The sequence below is a fragment of the Citrobacter sp. MGH103 genome, from assembly GCF_001034475.2.
GTDB lineage: Bacteria > Pseudomonadota > Gammaproteobacteria > Enterobacterales > Enterobacteriaceae > Citrobacter > Citrobacter freundii.
On sequence record NZ_CP073043.1, the window covers coordinates 4,418,603 to 4,434,261 of the forward strand.

Below are 15,659 nucleotides of genomic sequence, written 5' to 3' on the forward strand. Positions count from 1 at the left end.
CCCTGCAGTTCCTACTCCCCACCCCGCTTTAACTAACATCCTTCCCTCGTCCGTTGTATAGTGACCATTCTTTTGCTGGTTACTCTGTTCTTTCGAGGTGTTTATGCTTGATGTAAAGAGTCAGGATATTTCCATCCCCGATACCGTTGTGGTGCTCTGTACTGCCCCGGATGAAGCAACCGCCCAGGATCTCGCCGCCAAAGTGCTGGCGGAAAAGCTGGCTGCCTGCGTGACCCTGCTACCCGGTGCGACCTCCCTCTATTATTGGGAAGGTAAACTGGAGCAGGAATATGAAGTGCAGATGATTTTAAAAACCACCGTTATGCACCAGCAAGCCCTTCTCGATTGCCTGAAGTCACATCATCCGTATCAAACGCCTGAACTTCTGGTTTTACCCGTCACTCACGGAGACTTTGATTACCGCTCATGGCTCAACGCATCCTTACGCTGATCCTGCTGCTGTGCAGCACATCTTCCTTTGCCGGATTATTTGACGCGCCTGGCCGCTCGCAGTTTGTACCTGCCGATCGGGCGTTTGTTTTTGATTTTCAGCAAAACCAACACGATCTGAACCTCACATGGCAGGTTAAAGATGGCTACTATCTGTATCGCAAACAGATAAGCATTACGCCATCTCAGGCCGATATTGCCGAGATAAAACTGCCGCCAGGCGTTTGGCATGAAGATGAGTTTTACGGCAAAAGTGAGATTTACCGTAAACAACTGACTATCCCGATCACGGTCAATCAGGCTAAGTCTGGCGCAACATTAACGATCACATACCAGGGCTGCGCCGACGCCGGATTTTGCTATCCACCAGAAACAAAAACGGTGCCATTAAGTGAAGTGTCTGCCGATATCCAGGCGACACCTGCGCCGGTGCCAGCCACTGTCGATCCGCAAGAGAAACCGCAGCCCGCGGCTCAACTTCCCTTTACCGCTCTGTGGGCATTGCTGATCGGAATAGGCATCGCGTTTACGCCCTGCGTACTGCCGATGTATCCGCTGATTTCCGGGATCGTACTGGGCGGCAAGCAACGCTTATCAACCGGACGGGCACTGCTGCTGACGTTTATCTACGTTCAAGGGATGGCGCTCACCTATACCGCGCTGGGTTTGGTTGTTGCAGCCGCCGGTTTACAGTTCCAGGCCGCGCTACAACATCCTTACGTCCTGATTGGCCTTGCCGTCATCTTTACGCTGCTGGCTCTGTCGATGTTTGGCCTGTTCACACTGCAACTGCCTTCATCGCTGCAAACGCGCCTCACGCTAATGAGTAACCGCCAGCAAGGCGGAGCTCCCGGCAGCGTCTTTGCGATGGGGGCGATTGCTGGCCTCATCTGTTCTCCTTGCACAACGGCCCCGCTAAGCGCGATTTTGCTGTATATCGCTCAGAGCGGGAACATGTGGCTGGGAGGCGGCACGCTGTATCTGTATGCGTTGGGGATGGGATTCCCCCTGATGCTGATTACCGTATTTGGCAATCGCCTGTTGCCTAAAAGCGGCCCATGGATGGAGCATGTCAAAACCGCTTTTGGCTTTGTCATTCTGGCGCTTCCCGTCTTCTTACTCGAACGTATCGTTGGCGACGAGTGGGGCGTTCGCTTATGGTCACTGTTAGGCGTCGCGTTCTTTGGCTGGGCGTTCATTACCAGCCTGCAGGCAAAGCACGCCTGGATGCGTATCGTGCAGATTGTCCTGTTAGCCGCAGCACTGGTATGCGTGCGTCCACTGCAAGACTGGGCGTTCGGCGCGCCGCATACTCAACCCCAGGCACACCTTAACTTCACGCCGGTGGCATCGGTAGATGCGTTAAATCAAGCGCTGGAGCAAGCTAAAGGCAGGCCAGTCATGCTGGATCTGTATGCCGACTGGTGTGTAGCCTGTAAGGAATTTGAAAAGTACACGTTCAGTAATCCGCAGGTTCAGCAAGCGCTAGGCAACACGGTGCTGTTGCAAGCGGATGTGACAGCAAACAATGCCCAGGATGTCGCTCTGCTGAAACATCTACAGGTTTTAGGTTTGCCGACTATCTTGTTCTTTGATGCCGAGGGAAAAGAGCATCCGGAGGCCCGGGTAACGGGTTTTATGGATGCCGCGACCTTCAGCGCACATTTGCGCGATCGCCAACCGTGAGCGACACTTGCAACAGGAAATACGGAGGAGAATACCGTGCAACGTGAAGATGTCCTGGGAGAAGCCCTGAAATTACTTGAGGTGCAAGGGATAGCCAATACCACGCTGGAAATGGTGGCCGAACGTATCGATTATCCTCTGGATGAACTGCAGCGCTTTTGGCCCGATAAAGAGGCCATTCTGTACGATGCGCTACGTTACCTCAGCCAGCGGGTGGATATCTGGCGGCGTCAGCTTTTGCTGGATGACACCCTGAGCGCTGAGCAGAAATTACTGGCGCGCTACACCGCACTGTCCGAATGCGTGAGCAATAATCGCTATCCCGGCTGTCTGTTCATCGCCGCCTGTACGTTTTACCCCGATCCCGGGCATCCGATCCATCAGTTAGCCGATCAGCAAAAAAAGGCAGCACATGACTTCACCCATGAACTGCTCACGACGCTGGAAGTTGACGACCCGGCAATGGTCGCCAAACAGATGGAACTGGTGCTGGAAGGCTGCCTGAGCCGCATGCTGGTTAATCGTAGTCATGCTGATGTCGAAACGGCACACCACCTGGCCGAAGATATCCTACGCTTTGCCCAGTGCCGAATGGGCGGTGCGCTGACCTAAGCGAGCATTATCTGTTTTAGCCGCATCTGTCGGGGAGATTTGTGCAAACTTCAGGCATAACCATGCAGATTGCCGCAATATTAAGCGGTTGAACAATGTTTCCAGAAATTTGATTGACTGACAGACGTGAATACGGTTTAATGCGCCCCGTTGCCCGGATAGCTCAGTCGGTAGAGCAGGGGATTGAAAATCCCCGTGTCCTTGGTTCGATTCCGAGTCCGGGCACCACTATTCAGAAGAACCCGCCTATGGCGGGTTTTTTGCTTTTAGGGTTCTGCTAGATTTCTGATCGTTCTGTCCACAGCGACTCCTACCCTACCTCATCACGCCAGCTAAACCTTTCAGTGAGACCACGATGGTACTGCAAAAAATATAGCGGTATCAGGAACACCTCTTTTTCTGGCGTGCTTAACCGTAGGCCAGATTTGAGTAATTTATCTGAAAACCTTGGGCACTGAACCAGCGGGTGAAGGAACTGGGCATAGAGTAGCCAGGATTCTGCAGGTAGCGAATAACCCGATCGCGTTGCAAGGTACGCACATTCATCCCCAGGGGCTGGAACTGGTCTCCGCCTCGATATCTGAAGCAAACGCCAGGGAGTAAAAGCCAACCTTCATCTACAATTGCCATCATACCGAGCAAATAGTGAGTCAACGAGGAATCTGGATGGTGAAAACAAGAATCATACAGTCAGCGCAGGGGGCCCATGCCTATCCGTTGCTGATCAAAAGCCTACTGCTGTCGGGTGGGCGTTCTCATCCCGAGCGAGAAATCGTCTACGCCGATAAGCTCCGTTACGACTATCGTACCCTCAAACAGCGCATTCATCGCCTGGCAAACATGCTGACAGCGGCCGGTGTCATGCCTGGAGACACCGTCGCCCTGCTAGATTGGGACAGCCATCGCGCCCTCGAGTGCTTCTTCGCGGTACCCATGATTGGTGCCGTGCTTCACACGGTGAACGTCCGCTTCTCGGCGGACCAAATCGCTTACACCATGAATCATGCCGAGGACAACCTGGTACTGGTGCACGACGACTTCTTGCCGGTTGTCGAGTCACTGGCAGAGACGCTGACCACTGTCCGGGGATACATCCAGCTTAGCGACGAAGAATCGAAGGCGACCAGCCTGCCGGTGCTAGGGGAATATGAGACCCTGCTGGCCGCAGCGGGAGAACGCTTTGACTTCCCCGACTTCGATGAAAACTCGATAGCTACCTTGTTCTATACCACTGGAACCACGGGCAATCCCAAGGGAGTCTACTTCAGCCATCGCCAGTTGGTCCTGCACACGCTCAATGAGCTGGGTCTCCTGGCTGCCCACGAGGGACAGTCGCTGCTACGATCGAACGATGTCTACATGCCGATCACCCCTATGTTCCACGTGCATGCCTGGGGCGCTCCCTATGTCGCAACAATGCTGGGTGTGAAGCAGGTATATCCCGGTCGTTACGAACCCAACAAACTGGTACGGTTTTATCACGATGAGGGTGTGACCTTCTCGCATTGTGTGCCAACCATATTGCAGATGATCCTTGAGTGCGAAGAAACCACGCAGACTGATCTGTCAGGATGGAAGATGTTACTGGGTGGCAGTTCACTGTCCCTTGGACTGGCGACACAGGCCCACCATAGGGGCATACGCATTCACGCCGGCTATGGCATGTCTGAGACCTGTCCCCTGCTCTGTATGACCCACTTAAGCGATGCCGAGCTGGCCCTTCCCATGGATGAACAGTTACCCCTGCGGATTCGGACCGGCCTGCCTGTCCCGTTGGTGGATCTGCGTATCGTCGATGGCGAAGGTCGGGAGGTGGTGCACGACGGAGAAGCCCTGGGCGAAATAGTGGTGCGAGCCCCTTGGTTGACTCAGGGCTACCTGAAGGAACCCGAGAAAGGGGCTGAGCTATGGAATGGCAGTTGGCTGCACACCGGCGACATAGCCTCTATCGATCCCCATGGGATAGTGGAAATCAAGGATCGCATCAAAGACGTAATCAAGACGGGCGGTGAGTGGATAAGCACGCTGGAGCTGGAGAGCCTCATCAGCTCACACGCGGCGGTCAGGTCGGTAGCCGTCGTCGGGATACCTGATGAGCAGTGGGGCGAACGCCCCCTGGCTCTGGTGGTTTGCAAGGAAGGGGAGGACCTGGAGCCGCAAGCCATAGCGACACATCTACAAGGATTCGTCGACCGCGGCCACATCACTAAATGGGCGATCCCACGACAGATAAGGATAGTCCCGGATATTCCCAAAACCAGCGTTGGCAAGATCAACAAGCGCCTGATTCGGGAGCTCGAAGCCAGCAATGGGAAGGATATCATTTAAGCGATCTGTCGCATTCACAGCGTAAGGTTAACAACAGTCACACTGCTTATATTTCAGGTAGCTTGCCGATATCAATGCTCTGCCGGGGAACTCACCGTCCCCGGGCGGATGCTGATCCCCCCTTTAGCAACATAGGGTTCTGGTCGATGTCAGGTCCTGCTGGACGAAAACCCGTCCTCAGCGCCTTCCATCCTGATTATTTACCTAAATCTGCTTTATTCAACAACGCCAGATTCACCATCACTCATGCTTTCTTTGCTTTGAATAAACCGCAGCGCCAAATAAAGGTCTGGTGCCAGAATCATGTCGTCGTCCTTCATTGTCGGTCGACTCTCTTTAAACCAGCGTGTTAACTCCGTTTTCCGGCCCGCAAGAATTAACTTAATCTGCCGCCCCTTCAGGTCCCGCTTTAACTCATTAATGGTTGCCAGGACGCTGATATCTGAATAGGTAAAGCAAGAAACGGCGTCAATGACCACCCATTTAGGTTGTAGTACTGCACCATCGACTAAATTCAAAACGCGGCGCTTAAAATAGGCCACATTAAAATAGGTCAGCGGTGAGTTAAATCGGTACATCAACACGCCAGGGATCATTTTCACATCAGTTGAATTCCCTAATGAGTGAATCATCCCATTTTCGTCAATTCCCAATAAGTGTTCAGTAGGACGAAAAACTGTGCGCAGGAACTGCAACAGACCCAGCAATACCGCAAGGCCGATCCCCTGAATAACACCAATAATCAGAACACAGCCAAAAGTGAAGAACGCCAGGCGAAATGCGGGTTTATTTCTTCGCCTCAGATTCCAGAGTCCGCGTAAATCAATCAATGACCACGATGCATAAATTAGAACAATGCCTAATGCAGATACCGGAATAAATTGTAATGGCTGCGTGAAAAATACCACGACAATTCCGATGATTAAGGCTGCAACAACGGAAACCAGCTGACTTTTCCCTCCGGTGGAGTCATTTACCGCAGTCCGGGAATCGGCTCCGCTAATCGCAAACCCCTGAGATAAGCCAGACATCAAATTCGCAACACCCAAAGCCCTGAACTCAGCATCAGCATTTATTTCGTATCCATTTTTCGCGGCAAAACTGCGAGCGGTTAGCATCAGGCTAACAAAACTGACTAATGCCAGGTTCAGCGCAGGGATCAATAAATCACGCGCCAGTCCAGGCTGAAATGAGCCCCAGTGAACAACAGGCAAACCAGACTGGAAGCCCGATCCCCCAATAGTGGCAATACCATACTGCTGTGCAGATGTGACCCATACCAGCGCCGTTGTTATCACAATTGCAATTAACGGTGCTGGCCATTGGCTACGAAACGTTTTGATAGCTATTAAAATCGCTAACGTTAGGATGGAGATCCCTAAGGTTAATAAATGAATTTCTGAGAGTCGGCCTGGCAGGGCTATAATCTTCTCAATCACTTGCTCTTCATCAAGCGTAATCCCCAGCACCTTACCGAGTTGCCCGACAATAATCGTCACGGCAACGCCGTTAAGCAGCCCCGTTAGAATGGGATGAGAAAGCAGATCAGCAAGCGCACCCAGGCGAAACTTACTGGCAAGTAGACACCATCCTCCCATCATCACGGTCATGACGATTGTTAACTGCCAGTGGAGTTCTGGATTTCCGGCAGAAAGAGGAACCACAACTGCCGCAATTACCGCGCAGGTCGTGGCATCAGGGCCAACAATCAATTGGCGGGAAGAACCAAACAGTGCATAAGCTAGCATTGGCAAAACGCAGGAATATAACCCGACGATAGCCCCGACTCCCGCCAACTCAGCGTAAGCAATCGCAACCGGTAGTGCTACGGCAGCAACGGATAACCCGGCTTTAACATCATGTTTTAGCCAGCTTTTATCGTACGCTAATAAATTTTTTAGACCCGGCATGTAGTTTAATACCATTTTTCCGAACACTTTATTCTCCGGATTGACCCTTACTAATAGATAAAGGTACACGTAACTGCCGCAGGAGATCCTGATATTTTCGGGAGGTAATACAGATAATTCAGATTGGGTGTTTATCGCGTATGCCGCAGAATGGCTTGTGTTATGCAGGCTCTGGATATTGCTTTGCACCCGATGGTGCGGTGTCGTGATCTGCCTGATGCGCTGCGCTTATCAGGCCTGCACAATACGTTCAGCCCGGCGGTTTTTACCCCGCACAGACGCAAAAAAGCCCATCCGTCAGGATGGGCTTTTTCACTTTATTTGATGCCTGGCAGTTCCCTACTCTCGCATGGGGAGACCCCACACTACCATCGGCGCTACGGCGTTTCACTTCTGAGTTCGGCATGGGGTCAGGTGGGACCACCGCGCTACAGCCGCCAGGCAAATTCTGTTTATCAGACCGCCTTATGCGTTCTGATGTAATCTGTAATCAAGCTGAATGTCGTCTCTTCGCCAAAACATCTTCGGCGTTGTAAGGTTAAGCCTCACGGTTCATTAGTATCGGTTAGCTCAACGTATCGCTACGCTTACACACCCGACCTATCAACGTCATCGTCTTTAACGTTCCTTCAGGAGACTTTAAGTCTCAGGGAGAACTCATCTCGGGGCAAGTTTCGTGCTTAGATGCTTTCAGCACTTATCTCTTCCGCATTTAGCTACCGGGCAATGCCATTGGCATGACAACCCGAACACCAGTGATGCGTCCACTCCGGTCCTCTCGTACTAGGAGCAGCCCCCCTCAATTCTCCAGCGCCCACGGCAGATAGGGACCGAACTGTCTCACGACGTTCTAAACCCAGCTCGCGTACCACTTTAAATGGCGAACAGCCATACCCTTGGGACCTACTTCAGCCCCAGGATGTGATGAGCCGACATCGAGGTGCCAAACACCGCCGTCGATATGAACTCTTGGGCGGTATCAGCCTGTTATCCCCGGAGTACCTTTTATTCGTTGAGCGATGGCCCTTCCATTCAGAACCACCGGATCACTAAGACCTGCTTTCGCACCTGCTCGAGCCGTCACTCTCGCAGTCAAGCTAGCTTATGCCTTTGCACTAACCTCCTGATGTCCGACCAGGATTAGCTAACCTTCGTGCTCCTCCGTTACTCTTTAGGAGGAGACCGCCCCAGTCAAACTACCCACCAGACACTGTCCGCAACCCGGATTACGGGTCCACGTTAGAACACCAGCCATTAAAGGGTGGTATTTCAAGGATGGCTCCATGCAGACTGGCGTCCACACTTCAAAGCCTCCCACCTATCCTACACATCAAGGACCAGTGTTCAGTGTCAAGCTATAGTAAAGGTTCACGGGGTCTTTCCGTCTTGCCGCGGGTACACTGCATCTTCACAGCGAGTTCAATTTCACTGAGTCTCGGGTGGAGACAGCCTGGCCATCATTACGCCATTCGTGCAGGTCGGAACTTACCCGACAAGGAATTTCGCTACCTTAGGACCGTTATAGTTACGGCCGCCGTTTACCGGGGCTTCGATCAAGAGCTTCTCCTTACGGATAACCCCATCAATTAACCTTCCGGCACCGGGCAGGCGTCACACCGTATACGTCCACTTTCGTGTTTGCACAGTGCTGTGTTTTTAATAAACAGTTGCAGCCAGCTGGTATCTTCGACTGATTTCAGCTCCATGAGTAAATCACTTCACCTACATATCAGCGTGCCTTCTCCCGAAGTTACGGCACCATTTTGCCTAGTTCCTTCACCCGAGTTCTCTCAAGCGCCTTGGTATTCTCTACCTGACCACCTGTGTCGGTTTGGGGTACGATTTCGTGTTACCTGATGCTTAGAGGCTTTTCCTGGAAGCAGGGCATTTGTTACTTCAGCACCGTAGTGCCTCGTCATCACACCTCAGCGTTAAAAGGTACCGGATTTACCTGGAACCTCCGCCTACATGCTTAAACCGGGACAACCGTCGCCCGGCTAACATAGCCTTCTCCGTCCCCCCTTCGCAGTAACACCAAGTACAGGAATATTAACCTGTTTCCCATCGACTACGCCTTTCGGCCTCGCCTTAGGGGTCGACTCACCCTGCCCCGATTAACGTTGGACAGGAACCCTTGGTCTTCCGGCGTGCGGGTTTTTCACCCGCATTATCGTTACTTATGTCAGCATTCGCACTTCTGATACCTCCAGCATACCTCACAGTACACCTTCAACGGCTTACAGAACGCTCCCCTACCCAACAACACATAGTGTCGCTGCCGCAGCTTCGGTGCATGGTTTAGCCCCGTTACATCTTCCGCGCAGGCCGACTCGACCAGTGAGCTATTACGCTTTCTTTAAATGATGGCTGCTTCTAAGCCAACATCCTGGCTGTCTGTGCCTTCCCACATCGTTTCCCACTTAACCATGACTTTGGGACCTTAGCTGGCGGTCTGGGTTGTTTCCCTCTTCACGACGGACGTTAGCACCCGCCGTGTGTCTCCCGTGATAACATTCTTCGGTATTCGCAGTTTGCATCGGGTTGGTAAGTCGGGATGACCCCCTAGCCGAAACAGTGCTCTACCCCCGAAGATGAATTCACGAGGCGCTACCTAAATAGCTTTCGGGGAGAACCAGCTATCTCCCGGTTTGATTGGCCTTTCACCCCCAGCCACAAGTCATCCGCTAATTTTTCAACATTAGTCGGTTCGGTCCTCCAGTTAGTGTTACCCAACCTTCAACCTGCCCATGGCTAGATCACCGGGTTTCGGGTCTATACCCTGCAACTTAACGCCCAGTTAAGACTCGGTTTCCCTTCGGCTCCCCTATACGGTTAACCTTGCTACAGAATATAAGTCGCTGACCCATTATACAAAAGGTACGCAGTCACCCCATAAAGAGGCTCCCACTGCTTGTACGTACACGGTTTCAGGTTCTTTTTCACTCCCCTCGCCGGGGTTCTTTTCGCCTTTCCCTCACGGTACTGGTTCACTATCGGTCAGTCAGGAGTATTTAGCCTTGGAGGATGGTCCCCCCATATTCAGACAGGATACCACGTGTCCCGCCCTACTCTTCGAGTTCACAACCTGTGCATTTTGGTGTACGGGACTATCACCCTGTACCGTCGGACTTTCCAGACCGTTCCACTAACACACAAGCTGATTCAGACTCTGGGCTGCTCCCCGTTCGCTCGCCGCTACTGGGGGAATCTCGGTTGATTTCTTTTCCTCGGGGTACTTAGATGTTTCAGTTCCCCCGGTTCGCTTCATTACGCTATGTATTCACGTAATGATAGTGTGACGAATCACACTGGGTTTCCCCATTCGGAAATCGCCGGTTATAACGGTTCATATCACCTTACCGACGCTTATCGCAGATTAGCACGTCCTTCATCGCCTCTGACTGCCAGGGCATCCACCGTGTACGCTTAGTCGCTTAACCTCACAACCCGAAGATGTTTCTTTCGATTCATCATCGACTTGCAAAAATTTGAGAGACTCGAACACACCATTTTTCATTTCTTATTACGGAGAAATGAAACAGTGTGTCGTTTCAATTTTCAGCTTGATCCAGATTTTTAAAGAGCAAATATCTCAAACGTCACCCGAAGGTAAGTTTTGAGATATTGGGGTCGGCGACTTTCACTCACACATACCAGCAAGTGGCGTCCCCTAGGGGATTCGAACCCCTGTTACCGCCGTGAAAGGGCGGTGTCCTGGGCCTCTAGACGAAGGGGACACTGAAGTCTCAATCGCAAGACGCCTTGCTATTTACTTTTCATCAGACAATCTGTGTGAGCACTACAAAGAACGTTTCTTTAAGGTAAGGAGGTGATCCAACCGCAGGTTCCCCTACGGTTACCTTGTTACGACTTCACCCCAGTCATGAATCACAAAGTGGTAAGCGCCCTCCCGAAGGTTAAGCTACCTACTTCTTTTGCAACCCACTCCCATGGTGTGACGGGCGGTGTGTACAAGGCCCGGGAACGTATTCACCGTGGCATTCTGATCCACGATTACTAGCGATTCCGACTTCATGGAGTCGAGTTGCAGACTCCAATCCGGACTACGACATACTTTATGAGGTCCGCTTGCTCTCGCGAGGTCGCTTCTCTTTGTATATGCCATTGTAGCACGTGTGTAGCCCTACTCGTAAGGGCCATGATGACTTGACGTCATCCCCACCTTCCTCCAGTTTATCACTGGCAGTCTCCTTTGAGTTCCCGACCGAATCGCTGGCAACAAAGGATAAGGGTTGCGCTCGTTGCGGGACTTAACCCAACATTTCACAACACGAGCTGACGACAGCCATGCAGCACCTGTCTCAGAGTTCCCGAAGGCACCAAAGCATCTCTGCTAAGTTCTCTGGATGTCAAGAGTAGGTAAGGTTCTTCGCGTTGCATCGAATTAAACCACATGCTCCACCGCTTGTGCGGGCCCCCGTCAATTCATTTGAGTTTTAACCTTGCGGCCGTACTCCCCAGGCGGTCGACTTAACGCGTTAGCTCCGGAAGCCACGCCTCAAGGGCACAACCTCCAAGTCGACATCGTTTACGGCGTGGACTACCAGGGTATCTAATCCTGTTTGCTCCCCACGCTTTCGCACCTGAGCGTCAGCCTTTGTCCAGGGGGCCGCCTTCGCCACCGGTATTCCTCCAGATCTCTACGCATTTCACCGCTACACCTGGAATTCTACCCCCCTCTACAAGACTCTAGCCTGCCAGTTTCGGATGCAGTTCCCAGGTTGAGCCCGGGGATTTCACATCCGACTTGACAGACCGCCTGCGTGCGCTTTACGCCCAGTAATTCCGATTAACGCTTGCACCCTCCGTATTACCGCGGCTGCTGGCACGGAGTTAGCCGGTGCTTCTTCTGCGAGTAACGTCAATCGTTGCGGTTATTAACCACAACGCCTTCCTCCTCGCTGAAAGTACTTTACAACCCGAAGGCCTTCTTCATACACGCGGCATGGCTGCATCAGGCTTGCGCCCATTGTGCAATATTCCCCACTGCTGCCTCCCGTAGGAGTCTGGACCGTGTCTCAGTTCCAGTGTGGCTGGTCATCCTCTCAGACCAGCTAGGGATCGTCGCCTAGGTGAGCCGTTACCCCACCTACTAGCTAATCCCATCTGGGCACATCCGATGGCAAGAGGCCCGAAGGTCCCCCTCTTTGGTCTTGCGACGTTATGCGGTATTAGCTACCGTTTCCAGTAGTTATCCCCCTCCATCGGGCAGTTTCCCAGACATTACTCACCCGTCCGCCACTCGTCACCCAAGGAGCAAGCTCCTCTGTGCTACCGTTCGACTTGCATGTGTTAGGCCTGCCGCCAGCGTTCAATCTGAGCCATGATCAAACTCTTCAATTTAAGTTTGATGCTCGTGAATTAAACTTCGTAATGAATTACGTATGTTCACTCAGAGACTTGGTATTCATTTTTCGTCTTGCGACGTTAAGAATCCGTATCTTCGAGTGCCCACACAGATTGTCTGATAAATTGTTAAAGAGCAGTTGCGACGCGCTTTAGCGCTCTGTCGCGAGGTGGCGTATATTACGCTTTCCTCTTTCAGAGTCAACCCCGATTTTCAGGATTTTTCTCTTCAACCGAACCGACTGTTTGTGTGAAGTAATTCACATCCGCCGTGTCGATGGAGGCGCATTATAGGGAGTTTCCTGTGGCCCGCAACCCTTAAATTGCAGAAAAATGACTGACTGCTGCATTCCACAGCAAAACCCCGCCTTATACCCATTTACGCACAGAGTTATCCACAATCGTAAGCAAATTATCTGTCAGCGTCCCTGAAAAAGGAGAGAACCGGTATGAAAACTTCTATATAGAAAGAAATTCACTCTACGCTATATAAAGAAGAAGGGCTGACAACTTAAGCTCCATAATCCCTACCACCTTTGAATTACGCCCCCCATCAGGCGATAATACCCGCACAAACCGTGATTTCAGGACCGTGATGAGACACTCACTGCAACGTACTGCTATACGCAAACGCCCGATGAAGCTTGGCACCACCGTGATCCTCATGGTTAGTGCAGTTCTCTTCTCCGTGCTGCTTGTCGTTCATCTGATTTATTTCTCGCAAATTAGCAACATGACGCGCGATGCGTTAGCGAGTAAAGCGCTTGCCGTCGCGCGAACGTTGGCCAACTCTCCGGAGATCCGCCAGGGACTAATGAAAAAGCCCGAGGAAAGCGGTATTCAGGCGATTGCCCAGGCGGTGAATAAGAGCAACGATTTTTTGTTCATCGTCGTCACCGATATGCAAAGCATTCGTTACTCCCATCCCGAAGCACAGCGAATCGGCCAGCCATTTAAAGGCGATGACATTTTGCTGGCCCTGCAAGGTAAAGAGAATGTCGCCATTAATCGCGGATTTCTGGCTAAAGCCCTACGGGTATTCACCCCTATATACGACGAACATCACCAGCAAATTGGCGTGGTGGCGATCGGTCTTGAGCTAAGCAGAGTTGCTGAACAGATCAATAACAGCCGCGGCAGCATCATCTGGTCAATCTTATTTGGCGTGCTGGTTGGGCTGCTCGGCACATGGATATTCGTTAAGGTCCTCAAACGCATTCTGTTTGGTCTGGAACCTTATGAAATCTCCAATCTGTTCGAACAACGCCAGGCGATGCTGCACTCTATAAAGGAAGGAGTCATTGCCGTTGACGAGTGCGGTGAGGTGACGTTGATTAACCAAGCTGCGCAGGAGCTGCTGGATTATCGCAAATCACAAGATGATGCCCAGCTCTCCACGCTCAGCCATGCGTGGTCACAGGTGGTCGATTTTTCACAGGTACTACATAACGGAACGCCGCGCCGCGATGAAGAGATCATGGTGAAGGATCGGCTACTCTTAATTAACACGGTCCCGGTACTCAGCAACGGTAAAATCATCGGCGCCATTTCAACCTTCAGAGATAAGACTGAAGTCCGAAAGTTAATGCAACGCCTGGACGGTATGGTCAACTATGCCGATGCACTTCGTGAACGATCCCACGAATTCATGAATAAATTGCACGTGATTCTGGGATTATTGCATCTGAAAAGTTATAAGCAGCTTGAAAATTACATCCTAAAGACCGCGAACAATTATCAGGAAGAAATTGGCTCACTGTTAGGAAAAATAAAATCTCCGGTGATCGCAGGATTTTTACTCAGTAAGATTAATCGCACATCTGATTTAGGCCATAGCCTGGTCATCAGCAATGAAAGCCAGCTACCGGAAAATAACAACGAAGATCAGGTGGCGGTGCTGATTACCGTTCTGGGTAATCTGATTGAAAACGCCCTGGAGGCGCTAGGTCAAGAACCTGGTGGTGAGATCAGCGTATCCTTGCATTATCGACACGGCTGGTTGCATTGCGAAGTGAATGACGATGGTCCGGGGATCGCCCCCGAAAACATTGAGCACATCTTTGAGAAGGGCGTTTCGTCAAAAGGAACCGAACGGGGAGTAGGTTTAGCGCTTGTTAAACAACAGGTTGAAAACGTTGGCGGTAATATATCCGTCGAGTCTGAACCTGGGATCTTCACCCAATTTTTTGTACAGTTACCGTGGAATGGTGAGAGGGCCAGCAGATGATCAATGTCTTAATTGTCGATGACGATGCAATGGTAGCGGAATTAAACCGCCGTTATGTCGCGCAACTCTCCGGTTTTCACTGCTGCGGCACAGCCTCCACGCTGGAGAAAGCAAAAGAGATAATCTTTCATAGCGGTCATCATATAGATCTGATTTTGCTAGATATTTATATGCAAAAAGAAAACGGTCTGGACCTGCTACCGGTTCTGCACAGTGAAGGTTGCAAGTGCGATGTCATCGTCATCTCTTCTGCAGCCGATGCCACCACCATTAAAGATTCACTTCACTACGGCGTCGTTGACTACTTGATCAAACCTTTCCAGGCGTCCCGGTTTGAAGAGGCGCTCACCGGCTGGCTACAGAAAAAAACTGAGATGGAAAAGCATCAGTACTATGAACAGTCTGAGCTTGACCAGTTGATTCACGGCAGCTCCTCCAATGAACAAGAAACGCGGCGCTTACCCAAAGGATTAACGCCACAAACGTTGCGCACGTTGTGCCAGTGGATTGATGAGCACCAGGATCAGGAGTTCTCCACGGATGAGCTGGCTAACGAGGTCAATATCTCGCGCGTCTCTTGCCGTAAATACCTTATCTGGCTCGTCAATTGTCACATCTTATTTACCAGCATCCATTATGGCGTGACCGGCAGACCTGTTTATCGTTATCGCGTGCAGGCTGAACACTACTCATTGCTTAAACAATATTGCCAATAAATACACTTGGGATTATTTGTTATTTGAAAGTAACAATTATTAAAATAATGAAAAATCCCCTATTTCACCAGCTGACACTGCAAAATTATAAATTTGCGTTAGATCAAATATATTTGTATCCGGCATGTTAAATGTATTATTTTAATATTGACAAATATCACACTGTTTTTAATTTCAAAATCGCTAACAAAAGTTAATTAAGTATTATCTAACTCGCAGAGTGTGTATTTTTACCCATAAAGGATTAGTCTGAAATTAACCAGACATACAAAATCTAGACTGGTAGCAATGGAGACCATGCTACGTACCATGGACACCGTACATTTTTGTGAGCAAATAAAAGTATCCGCACGCCGACTTCAT

At 51.0% G+C, this 15,659-nt stretch carries 7 protein-coding genes, 2 tRNA genes and 3 rRNA genes; 7 read left to right on the top strand and 5 right to left on the bottom strand.

Annotated features, from left to right (window positions below; all coding sequences use genetic code 11):
- Positions 1–103: 103 nt before the first annotated feature.
- The 5 genes from cutA (at position 104) to SK33_RS21400 (ending at position 5,076) form a co-directional block, all read left to right on the top strand.
- Positions 104–451 carry a divalent cation tolerance protein CutA gene (gene cutA, locus SK33_RS21380; RefSeq protein WP_048219884.1) on the top strand — a complete coding sequence of 116 codons (348 nt, stop codon included), beginning with the start codon at positions 104–106 and terminating at the stop codon, positions 449–451.
- On the top strand, positions 427–2,136 hold the full coding sequence (locus SK33_RS21385; protein ID WP_048219885.1) for a protein-disulfide reductase DsbD: 1,710 nt from the start codon (positions 427–429) through the stop codon (positions 2,134–2,136). The genes cutA and SK33_RS21385 overlap by 25 nt, the downstream gene beginning before the upstream one ends.
- Positions 2,137–2,172: 36 nt before the next feature.
- Positions 2,173–2,748, top strand: coding sequence for a transcriptional regulator (locus SK33_RS21390; protein ID WP_003025441.1), 576 nt, complete (start codon positions 2,173–2,175; stop codon positions 2,746–2,748).
- Positions 2,749–2,900: 152 nt separating this feature from the next.
- Positions 2,901–2,976 (top strand) — tRNA-Phe (locus SK33_RS21395).
- 438 nt (positions 2,977–3,414) lie between these two features.
- Positions 3,415–5,076, top strand: coding sequence for a fatty acid--CoA ligase (locus SK33_RS21400; RefSeq protein WP_048219887.1), 1,662 nt, complete (start codon positions 3,415–3,417; stop codon positions 5,074–5,076).
- A 215-nt stretch (positions 5,077–5,291) separates the two neighbouring features.
- Here the strand turns inward: SK33_RS21400 and SK33_RS21405 are convergent, their stop codons facing one another.
- From SK33_RS21405 to SK33_RS21425, 5 genes are all read right to left on the bottom strand, one after another.
- A complete protein-coding gene (locus SK33_RS21405) occupies positions 5,292–7,013 on the bottom strand; it encodes a SulP family inorganic anion transporter (protein ID WP_003036604.1) in 1,722 nt (573 codons plus the stop codon).
- Between the two features lie 299 nt (positions 7,014–7,312).
- Positions 7,313–7,428, bottom strand: a 5S ribosomal RNA gene (gene rrf / locus SK33_RS21410).
- 92 nt (positions 7,429–7,520) lie between these two features.
- A 23S ribosomal RNA gene (locus SK33_RS21415) occupies positions 7,521–10,426 on the bottom strand.
- Positions 10,427–10,647: 221 nt separating this feature from the next.
- A tRNA-Glu gene (locus SK33_RS21420) sits at positions 10,648–10,723 on the bottom strand.
- Positions 10,724–10,808: 85 nt separating this feature from the next.
- Positions 10,809–12,350 (bottom strand): 16S ribosomal RNA (locus tag SK33_RS21425).
- Together the 16S, 23S and 5S rRNA genes with 1 tRNA gene alongside form the textbook arrangement of a ribosomal RNA operon.
- A gap of 598 nt (positions 12,351–12,948) precedes the next feature.
- Here SK33_RS21425 and SK33_RS21430 point away from each other — a divergent pair.
- Together SK33_RS21430 and dcuR are read left to right on the top strand one after the other, a co-directional pair.
- Positions 12,949–14,580, top strand: a complete 1,632-nt coding sequence (locus SK33_RS21430) for a sensor histidine kinase (RefSeq protein WP_048219889.1) — start codon at positions 12,949–12,951, stop codon at positions 14,578–14,580.
- Entirely contained in the window at positions 14,577–15,296 is a 720-nt protein-coding gene (gene dcuR / locus SK33_RS21435) for a two-component system response regulator DcuR (RefSeq protein ID WP_003031875.1), read from the top strand. The genes SK33_RS21430 and dcuR overlap by 4 nt, the downstream gene beginning before the upstream one ends.
- The last annotated feature ends 363 nt before the right edge of the window (positions 15,297–15,659 follow it).

Coding starts and splice junctions, on each gene's coding strand:
- cutA (WP_048219884.1), top strand. CDS start 104: ATGCTTGATGTAAAGAGTCAGGATATTTCCATCCCCGATACCGTTGTG.
- SK33_RS21385 (WP_048219885.1), top strand. CDS start 427: ATGGCTCAACGCATCCTTACGCTGATCCTGCTGCTGTGCAGCACATCT.
- SK33_RS21400 (WP_048219887.1), top strand. CDS start 3,415: ATGGTGAAAACAAGAATCATACAGTCAGCGCAGGGGGCCCATGCCTAT.
- SK33_RS21430 (WP_048219889.1), top strand. CDS start 12,949: ATGAGACACTCACTGCAACGTACTGCTATACGCAAACGCCCGATGAAG.
- dcuR (WP_003031875.1), top strand. CDS start 14,577: ATGATCAATGTCTTAATTGTCGATGACGATGCAATGGTAGCGGAATTA.